Here is a 19,527-nt window from a genome sequence, read left to right on the forward strand (position 1 = left end):
AGAGATGACTGAACAGACTCACACAGGGACCGACACCTGGCCCGTGCTCGGCGGCCAGGCCGAGCACGGCCTGGTCCTCCGGCTGTCCGGCGCCGCCGCGATCGAGCGGGCGGCGGCGGAGGTCACCCAAGCGGCCGCGTCAGCGCGACTGGCCGAGATGGGCAGCTACTGGATCACCGACGCCGGAGCTGGGTCGTGCTCGGCCGCGGCCGCCGGGCGCGGGCGCCGGGAGGCGCTGCGCCCGCTTCCGCGTGGCGCCGGTCTACGCGTGGTCCTGACACGCTACCAGGACGAGGCCGCCGACCTGAGCATCGTCGCCCGCCGTGGGCTGCTGGACCACGGCGGCCTGCGCAGGCTGGCTGGGGCGCTGACGACCGCCGACGCCGAGGCGACCGCCGTGCTCGGTGCCCTGCACGAGGCGGGCGTGCCCGGGACCGCGGGCTGGCGTCCGGCCGCCGCACCTGGCTGGGGGCTGGCCGGTGACATCGTGTCCGTTCCCGTGCCGGCAACCGGCCCCGAGTCCCGCGAAGCGGCTGGCCGGACGCCCGTGCGCCCCGGCTGCGTCGTCGCCGCCGCCGCTCTCGCCCTGAGCCGGTACGAGCGCAGCGCCGCGGTACGGCTGGCCGTAGTGTCGACGGAGTCCTTCGGGTACGCCCCCGAGGCCAAGGTGGTCCAGATCGAGGTCGACGAGGATCTGGCGATCGGGCAGTTGCTCGGCCAGGTCGAGTCCAGGCTCCGCGATCCGGGAGAGGCCGGTGGCGAGGAGAGTCCCGCGGTCTGCGTGGTGCTGACCGACCGCCGGCTTGACGAGACATACCTGCCCTTCGCCCCGCACGCCTTCCCGTTGGTACTGACATTCGTCCAGGAGCAGGGCGATGTCCTCCTCGACACGTCCGCCGGGGCGCCCGAGGCCGTGCACGCGACCGTCGCCGAGGCGTTCACCCGCCAGGTCGAGTGGCTCGCGTCCCAGCTGGACCGTGCGCCGGCCGAGCAGACCGTCAGCAGCCTCTCGCTTCTCTCCGACGCGCAGGCGCATGCCGTCGTCGCACTGGCGGACAACACCGCGCTGGGCGGTGCGCAGCTCACGGCCATCCCTGGCATCATCGAACTGCTGGCTCGGGCCCAGCCGGACGCGATCGCCGTGAGCGACGAGACACGGCAGTTGAGCTACCGGGAACTGGATGAGTCTGCCTCGACGTGGGCCCGCGCTCTGGTGCGGCAGGGCGTTGCATCCGGCGAGTTCGTCGGCGTCTGCCTCAAGCGCACCGTCGACCTGGTGGTCGCCCTGCTGGCCGTGCTGAAGACCGGTGCTGCCTACGTCCCGCTCGACCCGCACGCGCCGGACGAGCGCCTGCGGTATATCGCACAGGACGCCGAGCTCAGCGTGGTCATCAGCACCCTCTCCACCTTCCCCGCTCGGCCGGGTACGCCGGTACTCTCGCCCAGTGCCCTCTCGGAGGCGGCGCGGACGTCACCCGACCTGACACTGCCGGCTGTCCGCCCCGAGGACACCGCCTATGTCATCTACACCTCCGGAACCACCGGGCGGCCCAAGGGCGTGGTGGTGCCGCACGGCAACGTCGTGGCCCTGCTGGAGGCCACGCGCAAGGATATGGCGCTCGGCTCGGACGACGTCTGGACCTTCTTCCACTCGGCGGCCTTCGACTTCTCGGTCTGGGAGATCTGGGGCTGCCTGATCACGGGGGGACACCTGGTCGTCGTGCCCTACCTGGTCACCCGGTCGCCCGAGGACTTCCACGCCCTTCTGGTGCGCGAGGGCGTCACCTTGCTGAGCCAGACCCCGTCCGCCTTCGCCGGCCTGTTGGAGGTCGACGCGTCCAAGGGAGGGCCCTCACCGCGCATCGTCGTCTTCGGCGGCGAGGCCCTCGACCCGAAGATGCTGGGCGGCTGGTTCCGTCGCCATCCGGTCCGCGAGAGCCGGCTCATCAACATGTACGGCATCACTGAGACAACTGTGCATGTCACTCTGCACGACGTGCAGCCCTGGGCGCCCGCCGAGCGCGCTCGCACCGTAGGGCGCCCGCTCGCCGGGTGGTCCCTCTCCATCCGCGACGCGCAAGGCCGCCCGCTGCCCCCCGGCGCGGTCGGCGAGATCTGGGTCGGGGGAGCCGGACTCGCGAAGCAGTACCTCAACCGGCCCGAACTCACCGTCGAGCGCTTCGTGGTTGACGGCGTCACAGGCCAGCGCCTGTACCGCAGCGGCGATCTGGGGCGGCTCAGGCTCGATGGCTCGGTCGACCACGTCGGACGGCTGGACGACCAGGTCAAGATCCGCGGTTTCCGCATCGAACTGGGCGAGATCCGCTCGGTTCTCCTCGACGACCCCGGCGTGACGGATGCCGCGGTGATCGTCCGCGGCCAGGAAGCCGGACCGGCCCACACACGCATCGTCGCCTACGTCGTGGCGGCCGACGGCTCGAGCGCCGCGGACATCCGGCGGCGCGCCTCGGGCCTGCTGCCCGATTACATGGTGCCGGCGGAGCTGATCACGCTACCCGCACTGCCGTTGACCATCAACGGCAAGCTGGACCGCGCGGCGCTGCCCGATCGAGCCACGGCTGCGGGGCGGACGGAGGAGGTGCTCGCCTCCGATCACCCCGCGGCTTCCGACACCCTGGACAGGCTCCTCGCCATCTGGCGGGCCGTCGTGGCGCCGGACGCCCGAGCCGACGACCACTTCTTCGAGAACGGCGGTAACTCCCTGCTCGCGGTCCAGCTCCTGAGCGCTGTGCGCAAGGCAGGACTGGGCTCGGTCGCGTTGCGCGACCTCTACGCCCACCCCACGCCGTCGGGGCTGGCGGCCTGCCTCATGCCCGGCGTGCCAGGCTGAGCCCGGTCGGGGGCACGGCCCGGCTCAGCCCGTGCCGACGCCCCGACGGACGCTCGGGCGGGCCTGGTCGAACTCGCCACGGCCGTTCCTCCCACCAGCCGACAGTACGGCGGCACGAGCCGATCAGCCCGGGTACGCCGCGCTGAGGCGGGGAGGAGCGACCGAGCACCTTCCCGGTGCCGACCGCCGCCCGGAGTCACCGCCAGGGTGTCTGCTGAAGCGACGTCAGGAAGTGGTGGCACATGCGTCAGCCGGTGCGTATCCCCATACCGGCCGCACCGGAGCGGATGAACCCCGTCATCACCACGGTGCTGGCGGTGGCCTGCGGGCTGACCGTGGCCAACCTCTACTACGCCCAGCCTCTGCTCGAACTCGTCGCCCGTTCATTCGGGGTGAGCCAGGGCACGGCGACAACAGTGGTGACACTGACTCAGGTGGGCTACGCTCTCGGGCTGTTGTTCGTGCTCCCGCTCGGCGACCTGGTCGAGAACCGCCGACTCGCCACCCGGACGCTGGTGGTGACGGCGACCGCGCTGCTGCTCGCCGCGGCGAGCCCGTACTTCGCCATGTTCCTCGCCGCCTCGGTGCTGGTAGGCACCACGTCCGTGGTCGCCCAGGTGCTCGTCCCGCTCGCCGCCCACCTCGCGCCCGCCGACCGGCGCGGCGCGATCGTCGGCCAGGTGATGAGTGGCTTGCTGATCGGCATCCTGCTCGCCCGCACGGTCGCCAGCCTGGTGGCCGATCTGCTCGGCTGGCGGGCGATCTACTGCGTCTCCGCGGCGCTGATGGTGCTGCTCGCCCTGGTGCTGCGCTGCGTACTGCCGCACCGTGCCCCCGAACACACCGCCAACTACCGCTACCTGCTTGCCGGCCTGGGCGAACTGGCGCGCCGGGAACCGGTGCTGCGCCGCCGCGCGCTCTGCCAGGCGACGATGTTCGCAGCCTTCACGGCCTTCTGGACCGTCATCGCCTACGAGCTCATCGACGAGCACCACTTCGGCCAGGCCCAGATCGCCCTCTTCGCTCTGGCCGGCGTGGGCGGTGCGGCCGCGGCCCCGGTCGCTGGCCGCATCGCCGACCGCGGCCATGGCAGCAGCGCCAGCGGTGCCGCGCTGCTGCTTGCCTCGCTCGCCTTCTTTCTCGCCGCCGCCGGACACCGGTGCGTCCCACTGCTCGCCGCCGCCGCGGTGCTGTTGGACTTCGCCGTCCAGGCCCACCAGGTCATGAGCCAGCACGAGATCTACGCCCTGCGCGGCGACGCCCGCGCCCGGATCAACACCGTCTTCATGACCTCCGTCTTCGTCGGCGGCGCCGGCTCCTCGGCCGTCGCCGGCGTCCTGCACACCGCGTTCGGCTGGCGCGGCGTCTGCGCGTTCGGCGCCCTCCTCCCACTGGTGGGCCTGCTCATGTGGGCTTACGGCGCGTGGACGATGACACCGCGTGGTCGGCCGTCCGCAGGCCCGGAGCATCCAGCGGAGCCCGCGCGGAGCGCGACCCGTACCCAACAGCGAGTGACCGGGCTGTGACCTCCGTGCGGCGTCCGAGCCATCCTTGTGACGTCTCGTTGGCCAGACTTGCGAGCCGACCCGGCTACCTTCACCAGTCAGGCGTCGAGCACCGCCTCCTTGAGCTGCACGAAGTGCGCCAGATGGCATCCTTCCGCGTACCGCTGCCGGACGAAGCTGACTCGGCTTCCGAGGCGCCGGTGCGGAAATCACCGGTGCAGCCAGGAAGTGATGCAGCCGGGCTCCGAGATCGAGGACCTCGACCGTCACGTTCTTCGGATCCCCGAAGGTCCATCGGGTGACGGTCGCGGACCCCGACCTGGTTGTGCTCATGTGTTCGGGGTTGCGGGTGAGGTCGACTGATGTGGTTACTTGAAGCAAGGTGCGTCCTCCGCTGGCGTGCTCTCACTGGTGAGAGCGCGCCAGCGGGGGGGATAGGTGGAGCCACCCTGGGTCGATCCCGTGTTGGTGTCACGTGGCCCTTTTCGTCAGTCGGTGCCTGCCGCGACCCTGCCGTGAGGTGGTGCAACGAATCGACTTGTCAAAAGCCGGCTGGGCGAGATCGGAGGCCTCGTTCGCTGGCGCGAGTGGGGCTGGGTCGGGGGTTGCCGCAGGCCGGGGCCTCCGCCTTGGTCCTGCTCAACTATGGCTGCTTGCAGGTCAGTTATCGCCGAAGTTGAACACCGCGGTGACGGGTGCATGGTCGCTCCAGCGCTCCGCGTGGGAGGCGGCGCGCTCGACGTGGGCCTCGATGCATTTGCCCGCAATGCCCGGAGTTGTCACGATAAGGTCGATGCGCCAGCGGAACGACACCTTTCGAAAAAGGTCCACCCGTTCGAGCATGGCTTGTTCGAGGGTGCTCGCTGGCCTGGTCGTGGCGGCCCGCCCGGCACCGCTGGGGCGCGAGCGCGAACCGGAGCCGGCAGAGGTGATCCGGAGGGCCGCCTGGGCGCAGATCACCGAGCGGACCGACCAGCCGGCATACGAGGCGGCGTTGTACGCGCGGCGGTGGGATGGCGGCGCCGACTGGCGCTCGGGGGAGAGCTGTGGACTGTACCCGCAGGGCAGCGCGCCGGCGGCCGGCCTGCCGGTCGTTCGGACCATGACATAGGCCTTCCCCGGTGGGACTGCCCGCAGGGCTGCGGCCTTCGTGCCTTCAGGGACGGGTCGGGAAAGGCGGCAAGGGAACGCCCGCGCCCCGGACCCGGACCTGATCCGCCCGGGCTGGCGAGTGGCAGCGAAGGGTGTCCCGGCCGGCCGGCAGGCGGTGTGGGATCCCAGATTCCGTGTCCTCTCCCCATGGGCGATGTCCACCGCGTGGCCAAAAGGACACGGGAACGGAAATCGGCAGGTGAATCGCCGCTGCCCGAGCCAAGGGTTGTCACGCAACGGCGGGACGCAAGTGAGATGACCTCTCATGCCATCAGTGTGCTCGCGACCACTGGCAGTGCCGCCGCGGCCCGGCAACGCCCATCTGGACACGGCGGGCGGCGACGACCGGCGGGTGCCGGCGGGTGCTGGCGGTGCTGGGATTCCGAAGGAACCGGTCGGCCCCGGGCGCTCGCCGAAGGCCCGGCCGACGCGGGGGCGGCGAAAAGGTTGGTGTGCAGGGCCGACGGAACCGGGTAACGTCTGTGTCATGTTCTTCCAGACGCCGATTTACGAGTGAGCGCGTGATGGGCCCCTGCTGACGTCCTTCGACGTCGCCGCCCGTCCCCCACCGATGAATCCGTAGATCACTTCACTTCACTTCACTACCGGGAGAACCCACGACCATGAGCAAGAACATCAACAACCCCGTGGGCATGGGCGGCGGCCAGCGCAAGAGGCAGTCCCGCGCCGAACGGCAGAACAACGGTCCGCACCGCAACCTCGACCGCCAGGGTGCAGCCGACCAGAAGGCGGAGCTGGTGCGCAAGATGCGCGAGAAGGCAGGAACGGCTGAGGGCGCCGGGCAGGCGGGCGGCGACACCGTACAAGGCTGACGCACCGCCGCTGCAGCGCGGCACCGCACGGGGCAGGGCTCGGACCGCGACGCGCGGTCCGAGCCCTGCTGCCGTACCGGGCGCGGCCGGTCCCGCTCGGCTCTGGCCGGCCGTCGCACGGCCCGGTCTTCGAGGGTGTCGACGACGCGGTCGGACAGGGCGACCGAGGCGGTGATGCCCTCACGGTCCCTCCGCGGCGCTCTCTGCGGGGCCGGGAATCCTGCCACCGGGCACGGTTCCCCGTCGGCAGAGGTGGTCGTGCTGGACGAGGGCGATCAGGCCTGCTTCCAGTCGTGAGTTCACGCCGAGTTTGCCGAGGATGCTCGTCACGTGTTTCTTGACGGTCCGTTCGGTGATGCCCATGCGCGAGGCGATGGGAAGGTTTCCCAGCCCGACACCCAGGAGGAGCAGGACGCTGGACTCCCGGAGGGTGAGGGCGGACAGGTCGCGCGTTGGCCGGAGGGCGGCGAGCATGATGCCGCCGCAGGGGCAGTCGGTGGATCTCGGGAGGGCGTGGGGGGCCACCGGTGATGTCGTCCGTTCATCGTGGGGTGGTGTCGTGAGGCGTCGCGCGGGAGTCGGCCGGACGAGGAGGCGGGTGTTCCATCTGGTTGCCCGCTGTTCGACGGCGGTCAGGGCGTTCCATGGAACCGGCGCGATGTTCATGTCCTGTGATCCTAGGTTCGCGGGAGCGGGCAGGACCGGGGTCAGGCGGCTGGACCCGACCCCCTGGCCGGTTGGATGAAGCCCGCGAGGCGGGGCCTTGACAGCCCGTCGGTCGGCCGGTGGATTCGCGTCGGGTGGTGAGGATCGCCCCCGCCGATCGGCGGGGGCGGTGGCGGACGTCTGGCCGGAGGAAGGGGGTGGCGGCCGGTTCGCTGCCGGACGGCCGGCGTCATTGTCGTGCTGGGACATGGGTGTGTCAGTACCGTCCCAGGTCAATGGTGTCAGGCGCCGCCGGTGATGGCCTGGGTGTGTGCGTCCAGGGTCCGGCGGGCGTCGACAGCAGCGTACCGGGCAGCCGGCTGTGACAGTTGCTCCGGCGGGGCCGTAGGTGAGTGGCCTCGCCGGTATCTGTTAGAACATGTAGGGTGCGAGCCCTGCCGTGCCTCCGCCGATGACGGGCACTGCCAGCACGAACCAGCCTCGCAGGCTCTTAACGGGAGAGCCTTCCTGTCGGAGTATCAGCGCCAGTGCCATGCCCGCCGTGGCGGGCAGCAGGACTCCGAGCAGCACCAACGTCAGGAGGTTGGGGACCTCGTGGCGGGTGATGGCCCAGCCCGCTCCGAGGCTGAGGGCTGCCGCTGTCAGCAGGTCCCTGGTCGGCGTGAGCAGTTCGTGTCGGGCCCTGCTGGCGCCCGCGATGCGCGCACGGTGACGGATACCCAGCAGCATCCAGGCGACCCCGACGATGACGAGCGCGGTCTCCGCGCCGAGAACGAGTTGTGCCGGTTCCACTGCTGTCTCCTTCTATGAGCATGCCTGCTGGATGCCGTCCAGGCCGAGCAGGATCAGGGCTGCGTCCTTCAGGTCGGCTCCCACCGTGGCGCCCTGGCCTTTGCGGATGCCCTTGATGGCGTTGACGACTCTGCGGACTCCGTACTTCTTGAGGATCTTCGCGACCTTCCACACCTTCGAGGCCGGGAGCAGGGTCCCGGCGGCGGCGGCGGTCACCAGGCCGATGCACTTGATGTCGAACCAGCCGGCCTGCACCGCCCGGGTGTCGCCGTAGCGGGGACCGGGCGCCTCGGCGATCTGCTGCTTCAGGCGGATGATCACCGCGTCGCCGCCTTGGTCGACAATGGTGTCCGGGACCGCCTCCAACTGGGTCAGGTACGGCTCGTACGCGGCGGTCACGAGTTGTTCGAACTCCGCGTCCGTCAGGTTCTGGAGCTTTGCGGGCACCTTGTTCACTGCGGAATCGGCCGGCTGAGCCGGGGCCGCCACGTGGGCTCCCGGGCGCTCGGACCACGCCGCGTGGGCACCGGACACCGTTGCGACCATGGCGCCGGCGGTCAGCGCCGCGACGAGCATCGCCGCCGCGGGCGACAGGAACCGGCCGGCAGCCGTTGTGTGGGACATCTGTAGTCACTCCCCGCTTATTGGTTGGGCATGCCGCCACGCAGTGACTTGGGTACCTGCCGCGCCACGCCGTCTTGACGAAACCCATCGCTGAAGCTCGACCTCCTCCGGCGCCGAATCCCTCCTCGCTCCGTGGCGGACCGTGGCCGAATCCGAAATGTGGATCAGAGTTATTTGGGCGTGTCCGTTGACGCCGGCCGCCGCAAAGGAGGTCGGCGTCAACGGACACGCCCACCGGGTGAAGTCCCCTGAGGAATTACTCGCGGAATGGAACCGGTCCTTGTGCGGCTTCAGCGACCGCGGTCACCGATTCTGTCGAGGGCCCAGGCCATCGGGACAGCGGTGACAATGGCGACGACGATCCGGCACCATGCCGAGGAGGACACGTGGTCGGTCGTCACCAGGGTCCCGCCCCACAGGGCGAGGACCCCTGCTTTGGCGAGGCCCCTGTTCACGTGAGCAGGGCCGTCAGGCAGCCCGAAGCCCCGGCCCCCACGACGTTCACCGCGATCTCCCTGGCCGCCTTCTTGTTGACCTTCCCGACGACCAGCGCGGCAGCACCGCCGACCCCCATCCGCATCAGGCAGTTCTTCGCCGTTTCCGTCATCTTCTTGGTCTCAAGGGCCTTGCAGTACTTCTCCCGGTCCTGCTCCGTCTTGTTGAAACGGCAGTTGATGGCGTTGTGGTCCTGCCGCGGGTCCACGAGATCGGGGGTGTCGACCGGGTCCGTTTCCACCGTGGCCGTTCCCGCGGAAATGGTGGTCACCGGCACCGGATTCGCAACCGGGGGCCCGGCGTAGGCGGCACCGGATCCCGCCAGAAGAAGGCTTCCCGCTATCGCTGCCGCAGTGAATCCCGCTGCAAGGTTCTTCAATTCAATTCCTCTGAACCGATGAGTACGAGGAGCCGATTGGCTCTCCCCTTTGCCGTCGAACCTAACGGTGGAATTCACCCCATGAAATGGGACCTTCGTACACCGGCCCGGTCGTACACCTTTCCGAGGCAGGGTCGCTCCGTAAATGATCACTGCCGGACGCATTGTTCGAGGCCAGGGCACCACATGCCGCCGCGTCGCCGGCCGCGTCTAGGCAGGTCGCCTGCCCGGGTTCCGATCATGGGGGAGCAGTCCCGCCCGCTGGGCCCACAGGGCGGCCTGGAGACGGTTGGCCAGGCCCAGCCTGCGGAGAAGGGCTCCGATGTTGTCCTTGATGGTGCCCATGCTCAGGTGGAGATGCTGACCGATCTCGGTGTTGGACAGGCCTTCGGCGAGCAGGATCAGGATGTTGCGCTCTCGTTCGCTGAGGCTGACCGTCTCATGGGCCCGGCGGTCCACGCATCTGTGGTGTTCTAGGTAGCCGGCGACCACCGCAGTGGTGATCTCGGCCGAAAGCACGACCCTGCCTGTCATCAAGTCCCTCACCTGCGAAGCGAGTGTGTCGGGATCAACGTCCTTGAGGAGGAAGCCGGAAGCGCCGGCTCTCAGTGCGGAGGCGACGTAGGCGTCATGGTCGAAGGTAGTGAGCATCGCCACCACGGGGGGCGCGGCCAACTCCATCAGACGCCGCAGAAGAGTGAGCCCATCGATGTCCGGCATCCGCACATCCAGCAGTACAAGATCGGGCGTGTGCTCCATGACCGCCGCCATGGCCTGACCACCGCTGATGGCCGCCACGACCCGGATGTCCTCAGCGATGTTCAGGACCAGCTCCAATCCTGACCGGATCAGAGCCTCGTCGTCGACCACCACTACATGAATCACTGCCTCGGCCTCCCGCCGGCGAGGTTGCCCTGCCCGTCACCGCTCCTGCTTTGTGTGCATCCCGTTGTGCCGGGCACGCACTCGTCCGCCCCGTCGACGCGGCCGAGGCCAGCCCGTGCAGGCGGTCGGCCACCCGTGCGGCCCGCCGCCGGGATGTCCGCCATCGCGCCGGACCTGCGGGCGACGGATCCCGGAACAGACCGCCGAGGTCCGGCTCTCATCGAGGAACCCGGCTTCCACCAGCGGATCCGCTGCGTCCGCTCCCGTACCGTCACACACCGGCCCGCGCCCGGACATCGGCCTACAGAGCTGCTTCGGGCATCCGGGCAGCCGGTTGCGGTGTTCCTCGGACGGAGAGTCACGACCTGGCCCGCCGGATGGCCTCTGCCGATCGGCAGAGGCCATCCGGCGGGGGCCGCGCGGGGAGCCTCCACCTGCGGTCGGATCCCTGACCGGCGGTCGGGGGCCAAACTACTGCTGTGGGTCCCCGCCCTGCGGACTCATGGCCCCGTGGACGGCCCCGGGCGAGGTCCCAGCGCCGCCGGTGCGAGCCGCTGGGGCCCGCACCAGGACGGTCACTGCCGCACGTCCGATCCCTCATGGAGTACGTCATCCTTGCGCTCCGTTCCACCCGGCGCCCTCGCCTCGCGGCGGCTCCGCCGGCATCGCCGTTGCGGCTGCCGCACATGGCCGACGGCCACCATCGTGTCGGCGAGGTCCCGGTGCGCGGCTCTCGAAGGTCCTGCGACAGTTGCGGCACGGCCGGTGTCCTGGGCAGGGTGGGACATCGGCAACGTCATATCCGGCAGGCACACGGATTTCGCCCCCTTCTCCGCGCAGGCATGCTGGAAGCGACACGCGCGCGGAGCCGACGGGACGACCGCGGGGAGAGGAACAGCAAACCGGCATGAGCATCCGGTCACGCCGGTTCGCGGCCGATATCGGCCTCCTCGCGGTGGGCTCCCTGACCGTGTACCTCCTGTTCGTGCGGCTGGCCGAGTGGCCGGCGGGGACCTGGCTGCTCGGCGAATCGCCGGCGAACCTGTTGGTCGCCGCGTGCGCCGTGGCGGCGACGACGGCCCGTCGCCGCCTCCCGCTGGCGGCCGTGGTGGTCGCGGCGGCCCTGGTGGCGCTCGATCCGCTGGCCGGCGGCGTTCTGCCGGTGCCGGCGTACACGGCCGGCCAGCGTTGTACCCGGCTGTGCCACAGGCTCGCCCTGGGGACCGTCCTGCTGGGAGTTCCCGCTGCCGTCACCGCGGCCAGTGCCGTCCTCGGCTCGGCGCCGCTCCTCGACCAGCGGATCATGGTCGTCATGGTCTCGACCGTGGTGTGCGGAGTGCTGCCCGGCATGGCCGGAGCACTCGAGGGCCAGCGCCGACGCCTTGAGTCGGCCCTGCGCCAGCGCAACGCCTACCTCGAACAGGCCCAGCAAGCGGCGGAGGAACGGGCCAGGTCACACGAGCGAGCCCGGATCGCCGGCGAGATGCACGACCTGCTCGGCCACGGCCTGAGCCTGGCGGCCCTGCACTCCGGTGGTCTGGTCCTGGCGAGCAAGGGCACCAGCCCCGTGCTGCGCGAGAGCGCGGTCCTGGTGAACAGCACGGTGCGGCAGTCGATGAAGGAGCTGCGCGAGATCCTCGGGGTGCTCCGTGCCGCGGCGCCCGCCGCGGCCGAACCCCTCACCGGGGCGAGCGGCACTCGCGCGGACATCGCCGCGCTGGCCGATGAATCCCGGGCCGCGGGCGTGATGGTGAGGCTGGACTGGCAGGGAGCCGACCTGGCCGGCGCGGCGTCGCCCGTACGACACGCGGTGCACCGGGTGGTGCGCGAGGCACTGACCAACGTTCACAAGCACGCGGCCGCTTCCGAGGTCGAGGTGGTGGTCCGCCACGGCCGGAAGGCGGTAACGGTCGGGGTCCGCAACGGTCCGGTGCTCGTGCCGAGGCTGCTTCAGCCCCTGCCGGGCAGTGGGCTCGGACTCATCGGCCTGCACGAACGTGTCCGGCTGCTCGGAGGTACGCTGCGGACCGCGCCGACCGCGCAGGGAGGCTTCGCGGTCGAGGCGCACATCCCGCTGGACACCCCAGTCGGTGAGATGCCCGAACCATTGCCGCATGTCACCGGGCGGCCGACGGCGGCGAGCAGCCCGCAGAGGTGGCTGAACCGGAGCGCCGGCCGCCTGGTACCGGTGCTCGGGCTGATCGGCACCATCACGCTGCAGTTCTTCACCCTCGTCTTCGTCCCGTACCGCGGAGGCGAGGTGCCGCCTGCGCCGCCCGCCGAGCTCTCCCACGACGAGTTCGTCCGCTACCACGGTCCCGGAGACCCGTTTGCGCAGGCGGCCGTCCGGCGGCGGGAGCCCGAGGCGCCGGCCGATACCGTGCGCGCGTGCTACCCCGACTACGGCGACGGGCCGGCAGCCCGTCCGACGGTGCACCGTTACTGTTTCCTCGGCGGCCGGCTCGTCCAGGACACCGTGATCCCCGCCGACATTCCCGTCCCGAGAGGCCCCGGCCCGTGATACGCGTGCTCCTCGCCGACGACCAGGACCTGGTCCGCGCCGGCATCAGGCTCGTCCTCGGGTGCGCGGACGACATCGACGTGGTGGCACAGGCGCGCAACGGCGACGATGCGATCCGGCTGGTCACCCGGGTCCCGGTCGATGTCGCGCTCCTGGACATCAGGATGCCGGAAGCGGACGGTCTGTCGGCGGCCGAACGGATCGCCGAGCTGGCCCCCGCCGTGAAGGTCGTCATGCTGACCACCTTCGGCGAGGAGGAGAACATCGCCCGCGCGCTCCGGGCCGGCGCGGCGGGCTTCCTCCTCAAGGACAGCCCACCGGAGGAGCTCATCCAGGCGATCCGGACGGTGGTGCGCGGCGACCCCGTGGTGTCCCCGCGTGTCACCCGCCATCTCATCGACCGGTACCTCGCGGCGAGCGCTTCCCGCAACGAACCGGCCGCCGACCACCCGGGGCCCGGCCGCTTCTCCAGCCTCACCGCCCGGGAGCACGATGTCTTCGTCCTCCTCGGGACCGGTGCCTCCAACGCCGACATCGGAGTATCGCTGCAACTGGGCGCGGGCACGGTGAAGACGCACGTGAGCAGCGTGCTGGCCAAGCTGGGGTGTGCCAACCGTGTGCAGGCCGCCATCCTCGCCCACGACGCGGGGCTGCTGGGCGGTGTCTGAGCCCGGCCCCGAGCCCCTGGGCACCGCGTGCGCCGGTGGCCCGCGGCAGCCTGTGGTGGTCTCACCCGTCGTGCCGGCAGCGCACTGGAAGCGGGCGGCAGGGCGGAGCCGCTGCCGTGCACCGAGCGGTCTGCACGGCGGCGGGTGTCATCGCACGATAGGTGCCCTGCTCCAGCTACGCGGCCGGTTTCTCCAACCAGTGCGGGGACAAGGGGGCACCGGGATCCGCTCGGGCCGCGGGAGGCCAGAGCCCCGGCCCCGCCCTCCCGCCACGACCCGTGCCAACCGGGACGTGGACCGCCGCCGGTCTCCCGGCCCACGGCTCCCGGCTGATCAGGTTCACCGGCAGCGCCGACGGGGCCCCGAGCACGGGCATCCGGCTCGTGGGCCCGACGACCCCACGGCGGCATGGCGGAAGGCGTCGCCGAACCTCAGGCAGGGCCCGCCCGAGTCAGTTGCCGTTTCTCTGCCGGACCAGGGACCCGAGGGCCCGCTCACACGGGGTCGTACGCAATCTGCAGGTCCGACGAGTAAGCCTCCTCCTGCGCATCGCCCGCGCCCGGCTCGACGGAGCTCCTGCTGATGCCGTCGACGAGCGAGTAGTTGAAGCGGAACCCCAGGTTTGCCGTCCCGGCGCGGCCGGACACCTTGACCCGGAACGTGCAGTTCCCCCAGAGCTTGTAATTGACGTTGTGGCGGTTGTCCGGCACGGTGGAGTGCCAGAAGTAATCGACCCCGACGTTCGGGTGTGAATCGCTGTAGGGGAGCTGCATGTGACCCGCCTTGCAGGTCATGTTTCCCGCGGCGATTGCCCGGATGCTCGGCGAGGTCGTGAAGGACCAGGCCATGGGGGCGTTCCTGCCGACATGGCCCGCCATGTTCACCTGCCCGTTGAAAGTACCGTTCGTGTCCGTCCTGTTGTAGGACGGCGCAGACATCTTGAACGTGTGACTGCCCTCGTTGACGCCGGCGTGTGCCGGAGCGGAGCCTGCGAAGAGAGCCAGCGCGAGGGCGGGCATCGATATGGCCGCGAGTCGCTTGCCGGAGATAACAGACACGAGAAATCCGATTCTGATCGTAGGGTGTACGAGAAGGGCTGCGCCATGAAAGTTGCCTGAGCTCGGGACAGCTACTGGTCGAATGTGATGTCGAGCTCCGAGACGTACCCGGGGCCGCCGTCCTGCCCGGTGCCGCGCTCGGTCGGGCCCTGGCCCGGAAGCTCCACCCGTACTGCCCTCCAGTTGAACGAGTCCTGCGAGGCCTGCTCCACGGAGAAGCGGACGACCTGCCCCTCCGTCAGTTCCCGGTATCCGTCGGCGGCGATGCACGAGAAATGTGCCCACACCGGCTCCGGAATTGCCGACGTGACCAGAACACCCCATCCCTCCTCGGGGTGCCATTCGCGGACACTGCCTTCATGGAGTTCCTCTGTCGGGTCGTCGGACATTTCTGGCCACCTTCCTGAACAGTTGCGGGAGCCATCAGCGAGGGCACCCAGTAGTTGCTCCGCTCAGCCGGAACCGAAGTCCGCGGCCGAGATCGCTCGGCAAGAGAGTACGGGAACCAGGACTGCTGCGAATCCGCCGAAAGGCAGGGTGCAACCAGCCGATCGGCTGCCTCCGTATCCGTCTGAAGTGCCGACTTCAGCCCGGGAGATGAAGGTCCGTGACTACCTCTAGCGCTTATCGGCGAATATTCATTAACGTCCCGGTCACCCCAGTGCACCTGCCACACCGCAGCTGCCACATGACGACTCGGGAGGACCAACCCCAATGAGAGCTCCTCGGATCAGCCGGACCTGTTACGCGGCAGTGGGCCTCGTGCTCGCCACCGTCGGCACCCTCGCTCTCCCGACCGGCACCGCCGTCGCGGCTCCCACGGCCGACCCGACCCCCGGCCCGCTGCTCAGCTACGTCGTCAACACCAAGGCAGACCACGGCCAGGTGCAGAAGGTCGAGCAGGCCGTCACCGGCCTCGGCGGCACCGCCGTCCAGTCGTACGAGCAGGTCGGCGTCGTCATAGCCCGCTCGACCGACGCCAGGTTCGCCGAGAAGCTGCGCCTGGTCGAGGGGGTCGACTCGGTCGGTGCCAGCCGTACCAAGGGCATCCAGGCCTCCGACCAGGGCAAGGCCGACGTCGCCGCCGAGCCGACCGGCACCGCCGCCCCCGGCCAGGAGCCGTACGAGGCCTACCAGTGGGACATGCGTCAGATCGGCGTCGACAAGGCCCACAAGATCTCGCTCGGCAGCCGCAACGTCACCGTCGGCGTCCTGGACTCCGGCATCGACGCCACGCACGAGGACCTGGCCGCCAACGTGGACGCCTCGCAGTCGGTCTCCTGCATCGACGGCGGCAAGCCGAACACCGACTGGAAGGCCTGGCAGCCCGGCGCCGACGGTGACCACGGCACCCACGTGGCCGGCACCATCGCCGCCGCCAGGAACGGCAAGGGCATCGTCGGCATCGCCCCGAACGTCAAGCTGGCCGCGGTCAAGGTCGTCGACGACGGCGGGATGATCTATCCGGAGTACGCGATCTGCGGCTTCGTCTGGGCCGGCGAACACCAATTCAAGGTGACCAACAACAGCTACTACGTCGACCCGTGGATGTTCAACTGCCCGAACGACAAGGACCAGGCCGCGATCACCGCCGCCGTCCGCAAGGCCGTCGCCTTCTCGCAGCGCAAGGGCGTGCTCAACATCGCCGCCGCCGGCAACGAGAACATCGACCTGGCGCACAAGACCGTCGACGTGGCCAGCCCGGACGACACCACCCCCGCCTCCCGCCCGGTCACCAACGACTGCCTGTCGCTCCCGACCGAGCTCCCCGGCGTCATCGCCGTCTCCGCGGTCGGCGTCAACGGCGACAAGGCGTCCTACTCCAGCTACGGCAAGGGCGTCGTGACCGTCGCCGCGCCGGGTGGCGACCGCGACTACCAGATCCCGGACACCCCCGACAAGGACGGCCGCATCCTGTCCACCATCCCCGGTGGCAAGTACGGCTACATGCAGGGCACCTCGATGGCCGCCCCGCACGCCACCGGGGTGGCCGCGCTGCTCGCCGGCACCTTCCCGTGGGCCGGCCCGGACGAGCTGACCAAGCTGCTGACCAACCAGGCCGATTACCACCCGTGCCCGACCGGCGAGTTCAACCCGGGCGGCGCCGGCGAATGGAAGGCCACCTGCGAGGGCGGCGCCGACGACAACGGCTTCTACGGCGCGGGCATCATCAACGCCGAGAAGGCGGTCCAGTGGTGGCGCTGACGCGCTGACCGCGACGACACCTGAGCGCTGAGCTGGGGAGCGGGCCACTTGGGTTCCGCTCCCCGGTTGCCCGTGCAGGCCGCGGATCGGCGGGATCGAGTCCAGGAGCGGCAGCAGTTCTGTGACGTCGTGGCGGTTCCCGCCGGTCAGTGTGACGGTGAGCGGGGTGCTGTGCCGGTCGACGATCAGGATGCTGCGCGGCGGACTCAGTGGGTCGGCCCCTCCAGTTCCTTGACCAGCAGGTGGGTGGTGGTGAGGTCGAGGTCGGTGGCGCGGCGCAGGCATCGGATCGTCTCGTCGCGGTCGCAGACCAGTCGGGCGGAGGCCTCGGTGGGGTGGTGGGCAAGCGGCCATCCCGGACCGGGGCGGCGAGGGCGGCCGGGCCGTGGACGAGGGCGAGGAAGGTGCCGTCGCGCAGAACACGGACGGCCGTGACCTCGGCGCCCTCGGCGTGCAGGGCGAGGGCCTCCTGCTGGGCGGCAGTGGGGATCGGCGTCAGGGTGGCAGCGGCCGCTGCGAAGGCGACCACGGTCAGCAGTTGTTCTTGACCGTGGTGATTCCCGGGACCTCGGCGACGAGTGAGCCGAGGACGGCACTCAAGTGCTCGATCGCCATGGTGTAGCAGACTCATCCTCACGGCCTTCGTGCTGATCGCGCGCGTTCCTCGGTCGGAGAGCATGATCAGGAGGAGGTCGTTTCCACGTACGGCAGTTACCGATACGAGTGACCAAGTTCAGCAGTCCGTTCGAGGTGGCTGCTTAAGGATCAGTTCAGCCACAGTTCGGGGAGTGGGCAAGCAGGATGGTGGCCAGGCCGAGGAGGGCCGCGATGACGGCGGCCATCCAGGCGGTGCGGGCTGCGGCCCAGCGGACCGCGAGCCAGGAGCCGGCCAGCGCCAGCACGCCGAGGCCTCCCAGGACGATCGTGCCGAGTTGGGCGTAGACGTAGCCCGGTCCCTTGCCCCAGCAGGAGAGGTCGCGGTGGAAGAGGAACCAGGAGACCGTTGCGGACACGGCCAGGACGACGGTCGCGGTGAGCGGGGCGGCCGCACGGCGCCATGGGTTCGCGGCGGAATTCTCATTCACGAGGGCTCCTAGGTGAGGGTGGGGAGGACGCCGGCGCGCCCTCCCCGGTCTCGGTCACTCGGTCACTGGCCGCGGACCGCTGCGTTGAGCAGCGCTGCCGTGCGGCTGTTCCACAGCACGGCGGACGAGACATTGTCGCTCTTGCCGCCGTCGTCGACGCCGCCGAGGGAGGCGATGGCGGTGCCGAGCTGGCTGCCGTTGTTGAAGTTCTCCATCAGCAGCGAGCCCGACACGCCGTTGGCGAAGCCGTCGCACGGGAACTCGACGTGCCAGGCGTACTTCTTCAGCTGGCGGGTGGAGGTGATGCACTGGAGCGGGGTGTTGCGGTTGCCCGGGTAGCCGGTGATCTCGACGTAGTTGAAGTAGGGGGCGTTGGTGCGCCAGCCGTTCCCACCGGTCACGTCCTGGACGCGGCGGCCGCGCTGGTCCTTGAGCACGAGGAAGCCGTAGTCGTAGTCCGGGTTGCGGTTCTTCTTCCAGGTGGTGTCGATCCAGCGGGACTTCACCGACCACTTGCCGTACGGGCTCTGGCCGTCGCGGTAGCCCGGCACGAAGACGCCGCTGGGCATCGGGACGTACTTGAAGATGCAGTGGCCGGCAGTGGCGATGATGTTCTTGGACGCCGTGTTGATGACCGTGCCGGTACAACGCCAATTGGTCAATCCGATCTTGAAGAAGATCGCACCGACGGTTGGGACGCCGGACGAGGGCCAGGACCCCCGCGGGGACACGACGCCGTCCTGCGTCTGCGGCGCAGCGGCCTCGGCCGGGCCGGCCGAGGCCTGGTCGATCGGTCCCGACGCGGCCTCGGCATCGGCGCTGCCGTTCGGGGTGGCATCGCCGGCCGGCTGGGGCTGGTCGGCGATTTTCCGGTCCATAGGGATGGCGGCCCGCATCTCCTCGGGTGTCCAGGAGTCCTGGGCCGCCTGGTCGGCCGCCGGGTCGTCGGTGGCGTCGCCGGCGAGGCGCTCCACCCCGGTGTACGGGGAGGGGTCGCCCTGGCCGACGATCGCGGCGTCGGCTCGGCCGGTGGCCGCGGGGGCCGCCGAGGCCGGGGCGGCGATCGAGCCTGTCAGGGCCAGGACCGCCGTCGCGGCCAGGACGGTTCGCCCGAGCGAGGACCGCGGAGTCCGCGCGGCATGCGGAGCCTGCGAGTCATAAGAGTTTTGCGGATTGCGGAGACGCATGGGAAACCTCACGATCTGCGTCGATGGCACGCGGGCGTGGAGGGTCGAATGAACGGAGTAGCGGAGTACACCTGGCTCCCCCCAGCCGGCATGGCCGCCTGATCAGGCGGCGCTGGCTAGAGACTCTCGCAGAGCAATGATCGACTATTCGTCAGGCCGAAGAAGGAGGAGGTGCCAGCTCACTGGCTGTCAACCTGCCTGCCATTCGGCGGTGTTGTTGACCATCGCGGTTGGGTTATCTTCATCGAGCGTGCATGACGGGCTCGTTGTATTGGGGTCTGTTCCGACTCGCGGGGAAGTGAACCGTTTCCGAGGTCCATTGGCGAGATGTCAGGTAAGCAACGCCTTATGAGGATCGCTGGAACGAGACGGCTACCGATCGCCCGCTGATCGTCGCAACCGTCCTGCTGGCCCCCTTCGCGAACACGGGCCGCCCGGCGCTGAAAGCGGCGGCAGCTAGGCCGTGTCCTGTCGATCAGTTGAGTCGTTGATATGACTATGGGGAGTAGGGGTGATCTGACTGACAGTCAATGGGAGCGGCTCCGGCCGCTGCTGCCGGTGAGCAACGGGCGTTGTGGCAGGTGGCGGGACCACCGGCAGGTCATCGACGGCATCCTGTAC

The 19,527-nt window shown here is 69.9% G+C and carries 17 protein-coding genes and 2 pseudogenes; 8 read left to right on the forward strand and 11 right to left on the reverse strand.

The annotated features are described in order from the left end of the window. Positions 1 to 4 precede the first annotated feature (4 nt). Complete coding sequence (locus tag KS423_RS03345; RefSeq protein ID WP_224274627.1) at positions 5 to 2,851, forward strand: amino acid adenylation domain-containing protein; 2,847 nt, start codon at positions 5 to 7, stop codon at positions 2,849 to 2,851. Between the two features lie 254 nt (positions 2,852 to 3,105). Beyond that, positions 3,106 to 4,377 (forward strand): MFS transporter, encoded by a 1,272-nt coding sequence (locus KS423_RS03350; protein WP_224274628.1) that lies wholly within the window; start codon positions 3,106 to 3,108, stop codon positions 4,375 to 4,377. 639 nt (positions 4,378 to 5,016) lie between these two features. On the opposite strand, the pseudogene KS423_RS03355 reads toward KS423_RS03350, so the two are convergent. Further along, positions 5,017 to 5,157, reverse strand: a pseudogene (locus tag KS423_RS03355) (exodeoxyribonuclease III); the annotation flags it as partial. A gap of 974 nt (positions 5,158 to 6,131) precedes the next feature. On the opposite strand from KS423_RS03355, the gene KS423_RS03360 reads away from it, so the two are divergent. Then, the gene (locus tag KS423_RS03360) at positions 6,132 to 6,341 is read left to right on the forward strand and encodes a DUF6243 family protein (protein ID WP_063352004.1); all 210 of its coding nucleotides are present in this window, start codon (positions 6,132 to 6,134) and stop codon (positions 6,339 to 6,341) included. A 180-nt stretch (positions 6,342 to 6,521) separates the two neighbouring features. On the opposite strand, the gene KS423_RS03365 is transcribed toward KS423_RS03360, so the two are convergent. From KS423_RS03365 to KS423_RS03385, 5 genes are all read right to left on the reverse strand, one after another. After that, positions 6,522 to 6,815 (reverse strand): LuxR C-terminal-related transcriptional regulator, encoded by a 294-nt coding sequence (locus KS423_RS03365; protein WP_224274630.1) that lies wholly within the window; start codon positions 6,813 to 6,815, stop codon positions 6,522 to 6,524. Between the two features lie 603 nt (positions 6,816 to 7,418). Beyond that, positions 7,419 to 7,799, reverse strand: coding sequence for a hypothetical protein (locus tag KS423_RS03370; protein WP_224274632.1), 381 nt, complete (start codon positions 7,797 to 7,799; stop codon positions 7,419 to 7,421). Between the two features lie 12 nt (positions 7,800 to 7,811). After that, positions 7,812 to 8,423 carry a hypothetical protein gene (locus KS423_RS03375; RefSeq protein WP_224274634.1) on the reverse strand — a complete coding sequence of 204 codons (612 nt, stop codon included), beginning with the start codon at positions 8,421 to 8,423 and terminating at the stop codon, positions 7,812 to 7,814. Positions 8,424 to 8,874: 451 nt separating this feature from the next. Beyond that, positions 8,875 to 9,297, reverse strand: a complete 423-nt coding sequence (locus KS423_RS03380) for a hypothetical protein (protein ID WP_224274635.1) — start codon at positions 9,295 to 9,297, stop codon at positions 8,875 to 8,877. A 210-nt stretch (positions 9,298 to 9,507) separates the two neighbouring features. Further along, a complete protein-coding gene (locus KS423_RS03385) occupies positions 9,508 to 10,182 on the reverse strand; it encodes a response regulator transcription factor (protein WP_224274637.1) in 675 nt (224 codons plus the stop codon). Between the two features lie 907 nt (positions 10,183 to 11,089). Between KS423_RS03385 and KS423_RS03390 the strand changes: the two genes are divergently transcribed. Both KS423_RS03390 and KS423_RS03395 read left to right on the forward strand, forming a co-directional pair. Further along, positions 11,090 to 12,703, forward strand: a complete 1,614-nt coding sequence (locus KS423_RS03390; protein WP_224274639.1) for a sensor histidine kinase — start codon at positions 11,090 to 11,092, stop codon at positions 12,701 to 12,703. Next, positions 12,700 to 13,371, forward strand: coding sequence for a response regulator transcription factor (locus tag KS423_RS03395; protein ID WP_224274640.1), 672 nt, complete (start codon positions 12,700 to 12,702; stop codon positions 13,369 to 13,371). The genes KS423_RS03390 and KS423_RS03395 overlap by 4 nt, the downstream gene beginning before the upstream one ends. A gap of 494 nt (positions 13,372 to 13,865) precedes the next feature. On the opposite strand, the gene KS423_RS03400 is transcribed toward KS423_RS03395, so the two are convergent. Continuing rightward, positions 13,866 to 14,429, reverse strand: coding sequence for a hypothetical protein (locus KS423_RS03400; protein WP_224274642.1), 564 nt, complete (start codon positions 14,427 to 14,429; stop codon positions 13,866 to 13,868). Between the two features lie 71 nt (positions 14,430 to 14,500). Next, positions 14,501 to 14,818 (reverse strand): cold-shock protein, encoded by a 318-nt coding sequence (locus KS423_RS03405; RefSeq protein WP_224274644.1) that lies wholly within the window; start codon positions 14,816 to 14,818, stop codon positions 14,501 to 14,503. Between the two features lie 325 nt (positions 14,819 to 15,143). Here KS423_RS03405 and KS423_RS03410 point away from each other — a divergent pair, with 325 nt between their 5' ends. Continuing rightward, a complete protein-coding gene (locus KS423_RS03410) occupies positions 15,144 to 16,634 on the forward strand; it encodes a S8 family serine peptidase (protein WP_224274645.1) in 1,491 nt (496 codons plus the stop codon). A 63-nt stretch (positions 16,635 to 16,697) separates the two neighbouring features. Here KS423_RS03410 and KS423_RS48375 read toward each other — a convergent pair. Next, a pseudogene (locus KS423_RS48375) lies at positions 16,698 to 16,922 on the reverse strand (hypothetical protein); the annotation flags it as partial. Positions 16,923 to 17,019: 97 nt separating this feature from the next. On the opposite strand from KS423_RS48375, the gene KS423_RS03420 reads away from it, so the two are divergent. Further along, entirely contained in the window at positions 17,020 to 17,256 is a 237-nt protein-coding gene (locus KS423_RS03420) for a hypothetical protein (protein WP_224274647.1), read from the forward strand. A 148-nt stretch (positions 17,257 to 17,404) separates the two neighbouring features. Here KS423_RS03420 and KS423_RS03425 read toward each other — a convergent pair whose 3' ends face one another. Beyond that, on the reverse strand, positions 17,405 to 17,719 hold the full coding sequence (locus KS423_RS03425) for a hypothetical protein (RefSeq protein WP_224274649.1): 315 nt from the start codon (positions 17,717 to 17,719) through the stop codon (positions 17,405 to 17,407). Positions 17,720 to 17,781: 62 nt separating this feature from the next. Then, complete coding sequence (locus KS423_RS03430) at positions 17,782 to 18,906, reverse strand: serine protease (RefSeq protein WP_224274651.1); 1,125 nt, start codon at positions 18,904 to 18,906, stop codon at positions 17,782 to 17,784. Between the two features lie 498 nt (positions 18,907 to 19,404). On the opposite strand from KS423_RS03430, the gene KS423_RS03435 reads away from it, so the two are divergent. Further along, the coding region (locus tag KS423_RS03435; protein ID WP_224274655.1) for a transposase at positions 19,405 to 19,527 on the forward strand (123 nt) is incomplete at its 3' end.

Source organism: Streptomyces sp. LS1784 (assembly GCF_020103755.1).
Lineage (GTDB): Bacteria > Actinomycetota > Actinomycetes > Streptomycetales > Streptomycetaceae > Kitasatospora.

Coding starts and splice junctions, on each gene's coding strand:
- KS423_RS03390 (WP_224274639.1), top strand. CDS start 11,090: ATGAGCATCCGGTCACGCCGGTTCGCGGCCGATATCGGCCTCCTCGCG.
- KS423_RS03360 (WP_063352004.1), top strand. CDS start 6,132: ATGAGCAAGAACATCAACAACCCCGTGGGCATGGGCGGCGGCCAGCGC.
- KS423_RS03405 (WP_224274644.1), bottom strand. CDS start 14,818: ATGTCCGACGACCCGACAGAGGAACTCCATGAAGGCAGTGTCCGCGAA.
- KS423_RS03345 (WP_224274627.1), top strand. CDS start 5: ATGACTGAACAGACTCACACAGGGACCGACACCTGGCCCGTGCTCGGC.
- KS423_RS03410 (WP_224274645.1), top strand. CDS start 15,144: ATGAGAGCTCCTCGGATCAGCCGGACCTGTTACGCGGCAGTGGGCCTC.
- KS423_RS03375 (WP_224274634.1), bottom strand. CDS start 8,423: ATGTCCCACACAACGGCTGCCGGCCGGTTCCTGTCGCCCGCGGCGGCG.
- KS423_RS03430 (WP_224274651.1), bottom strand. CDS start 18,906: ATGCGTCTCCGCAATCCGCAAAACTCTTATGACTCGCAGGCTCCGCAT.
- KS423_RS03365 (WP_224274630.1), bottom strand. CDS start 6,815: ATGCTCGCCGCCCTCCGGCCAACGCGCGACCTGTCCGCCCTCACCCTC.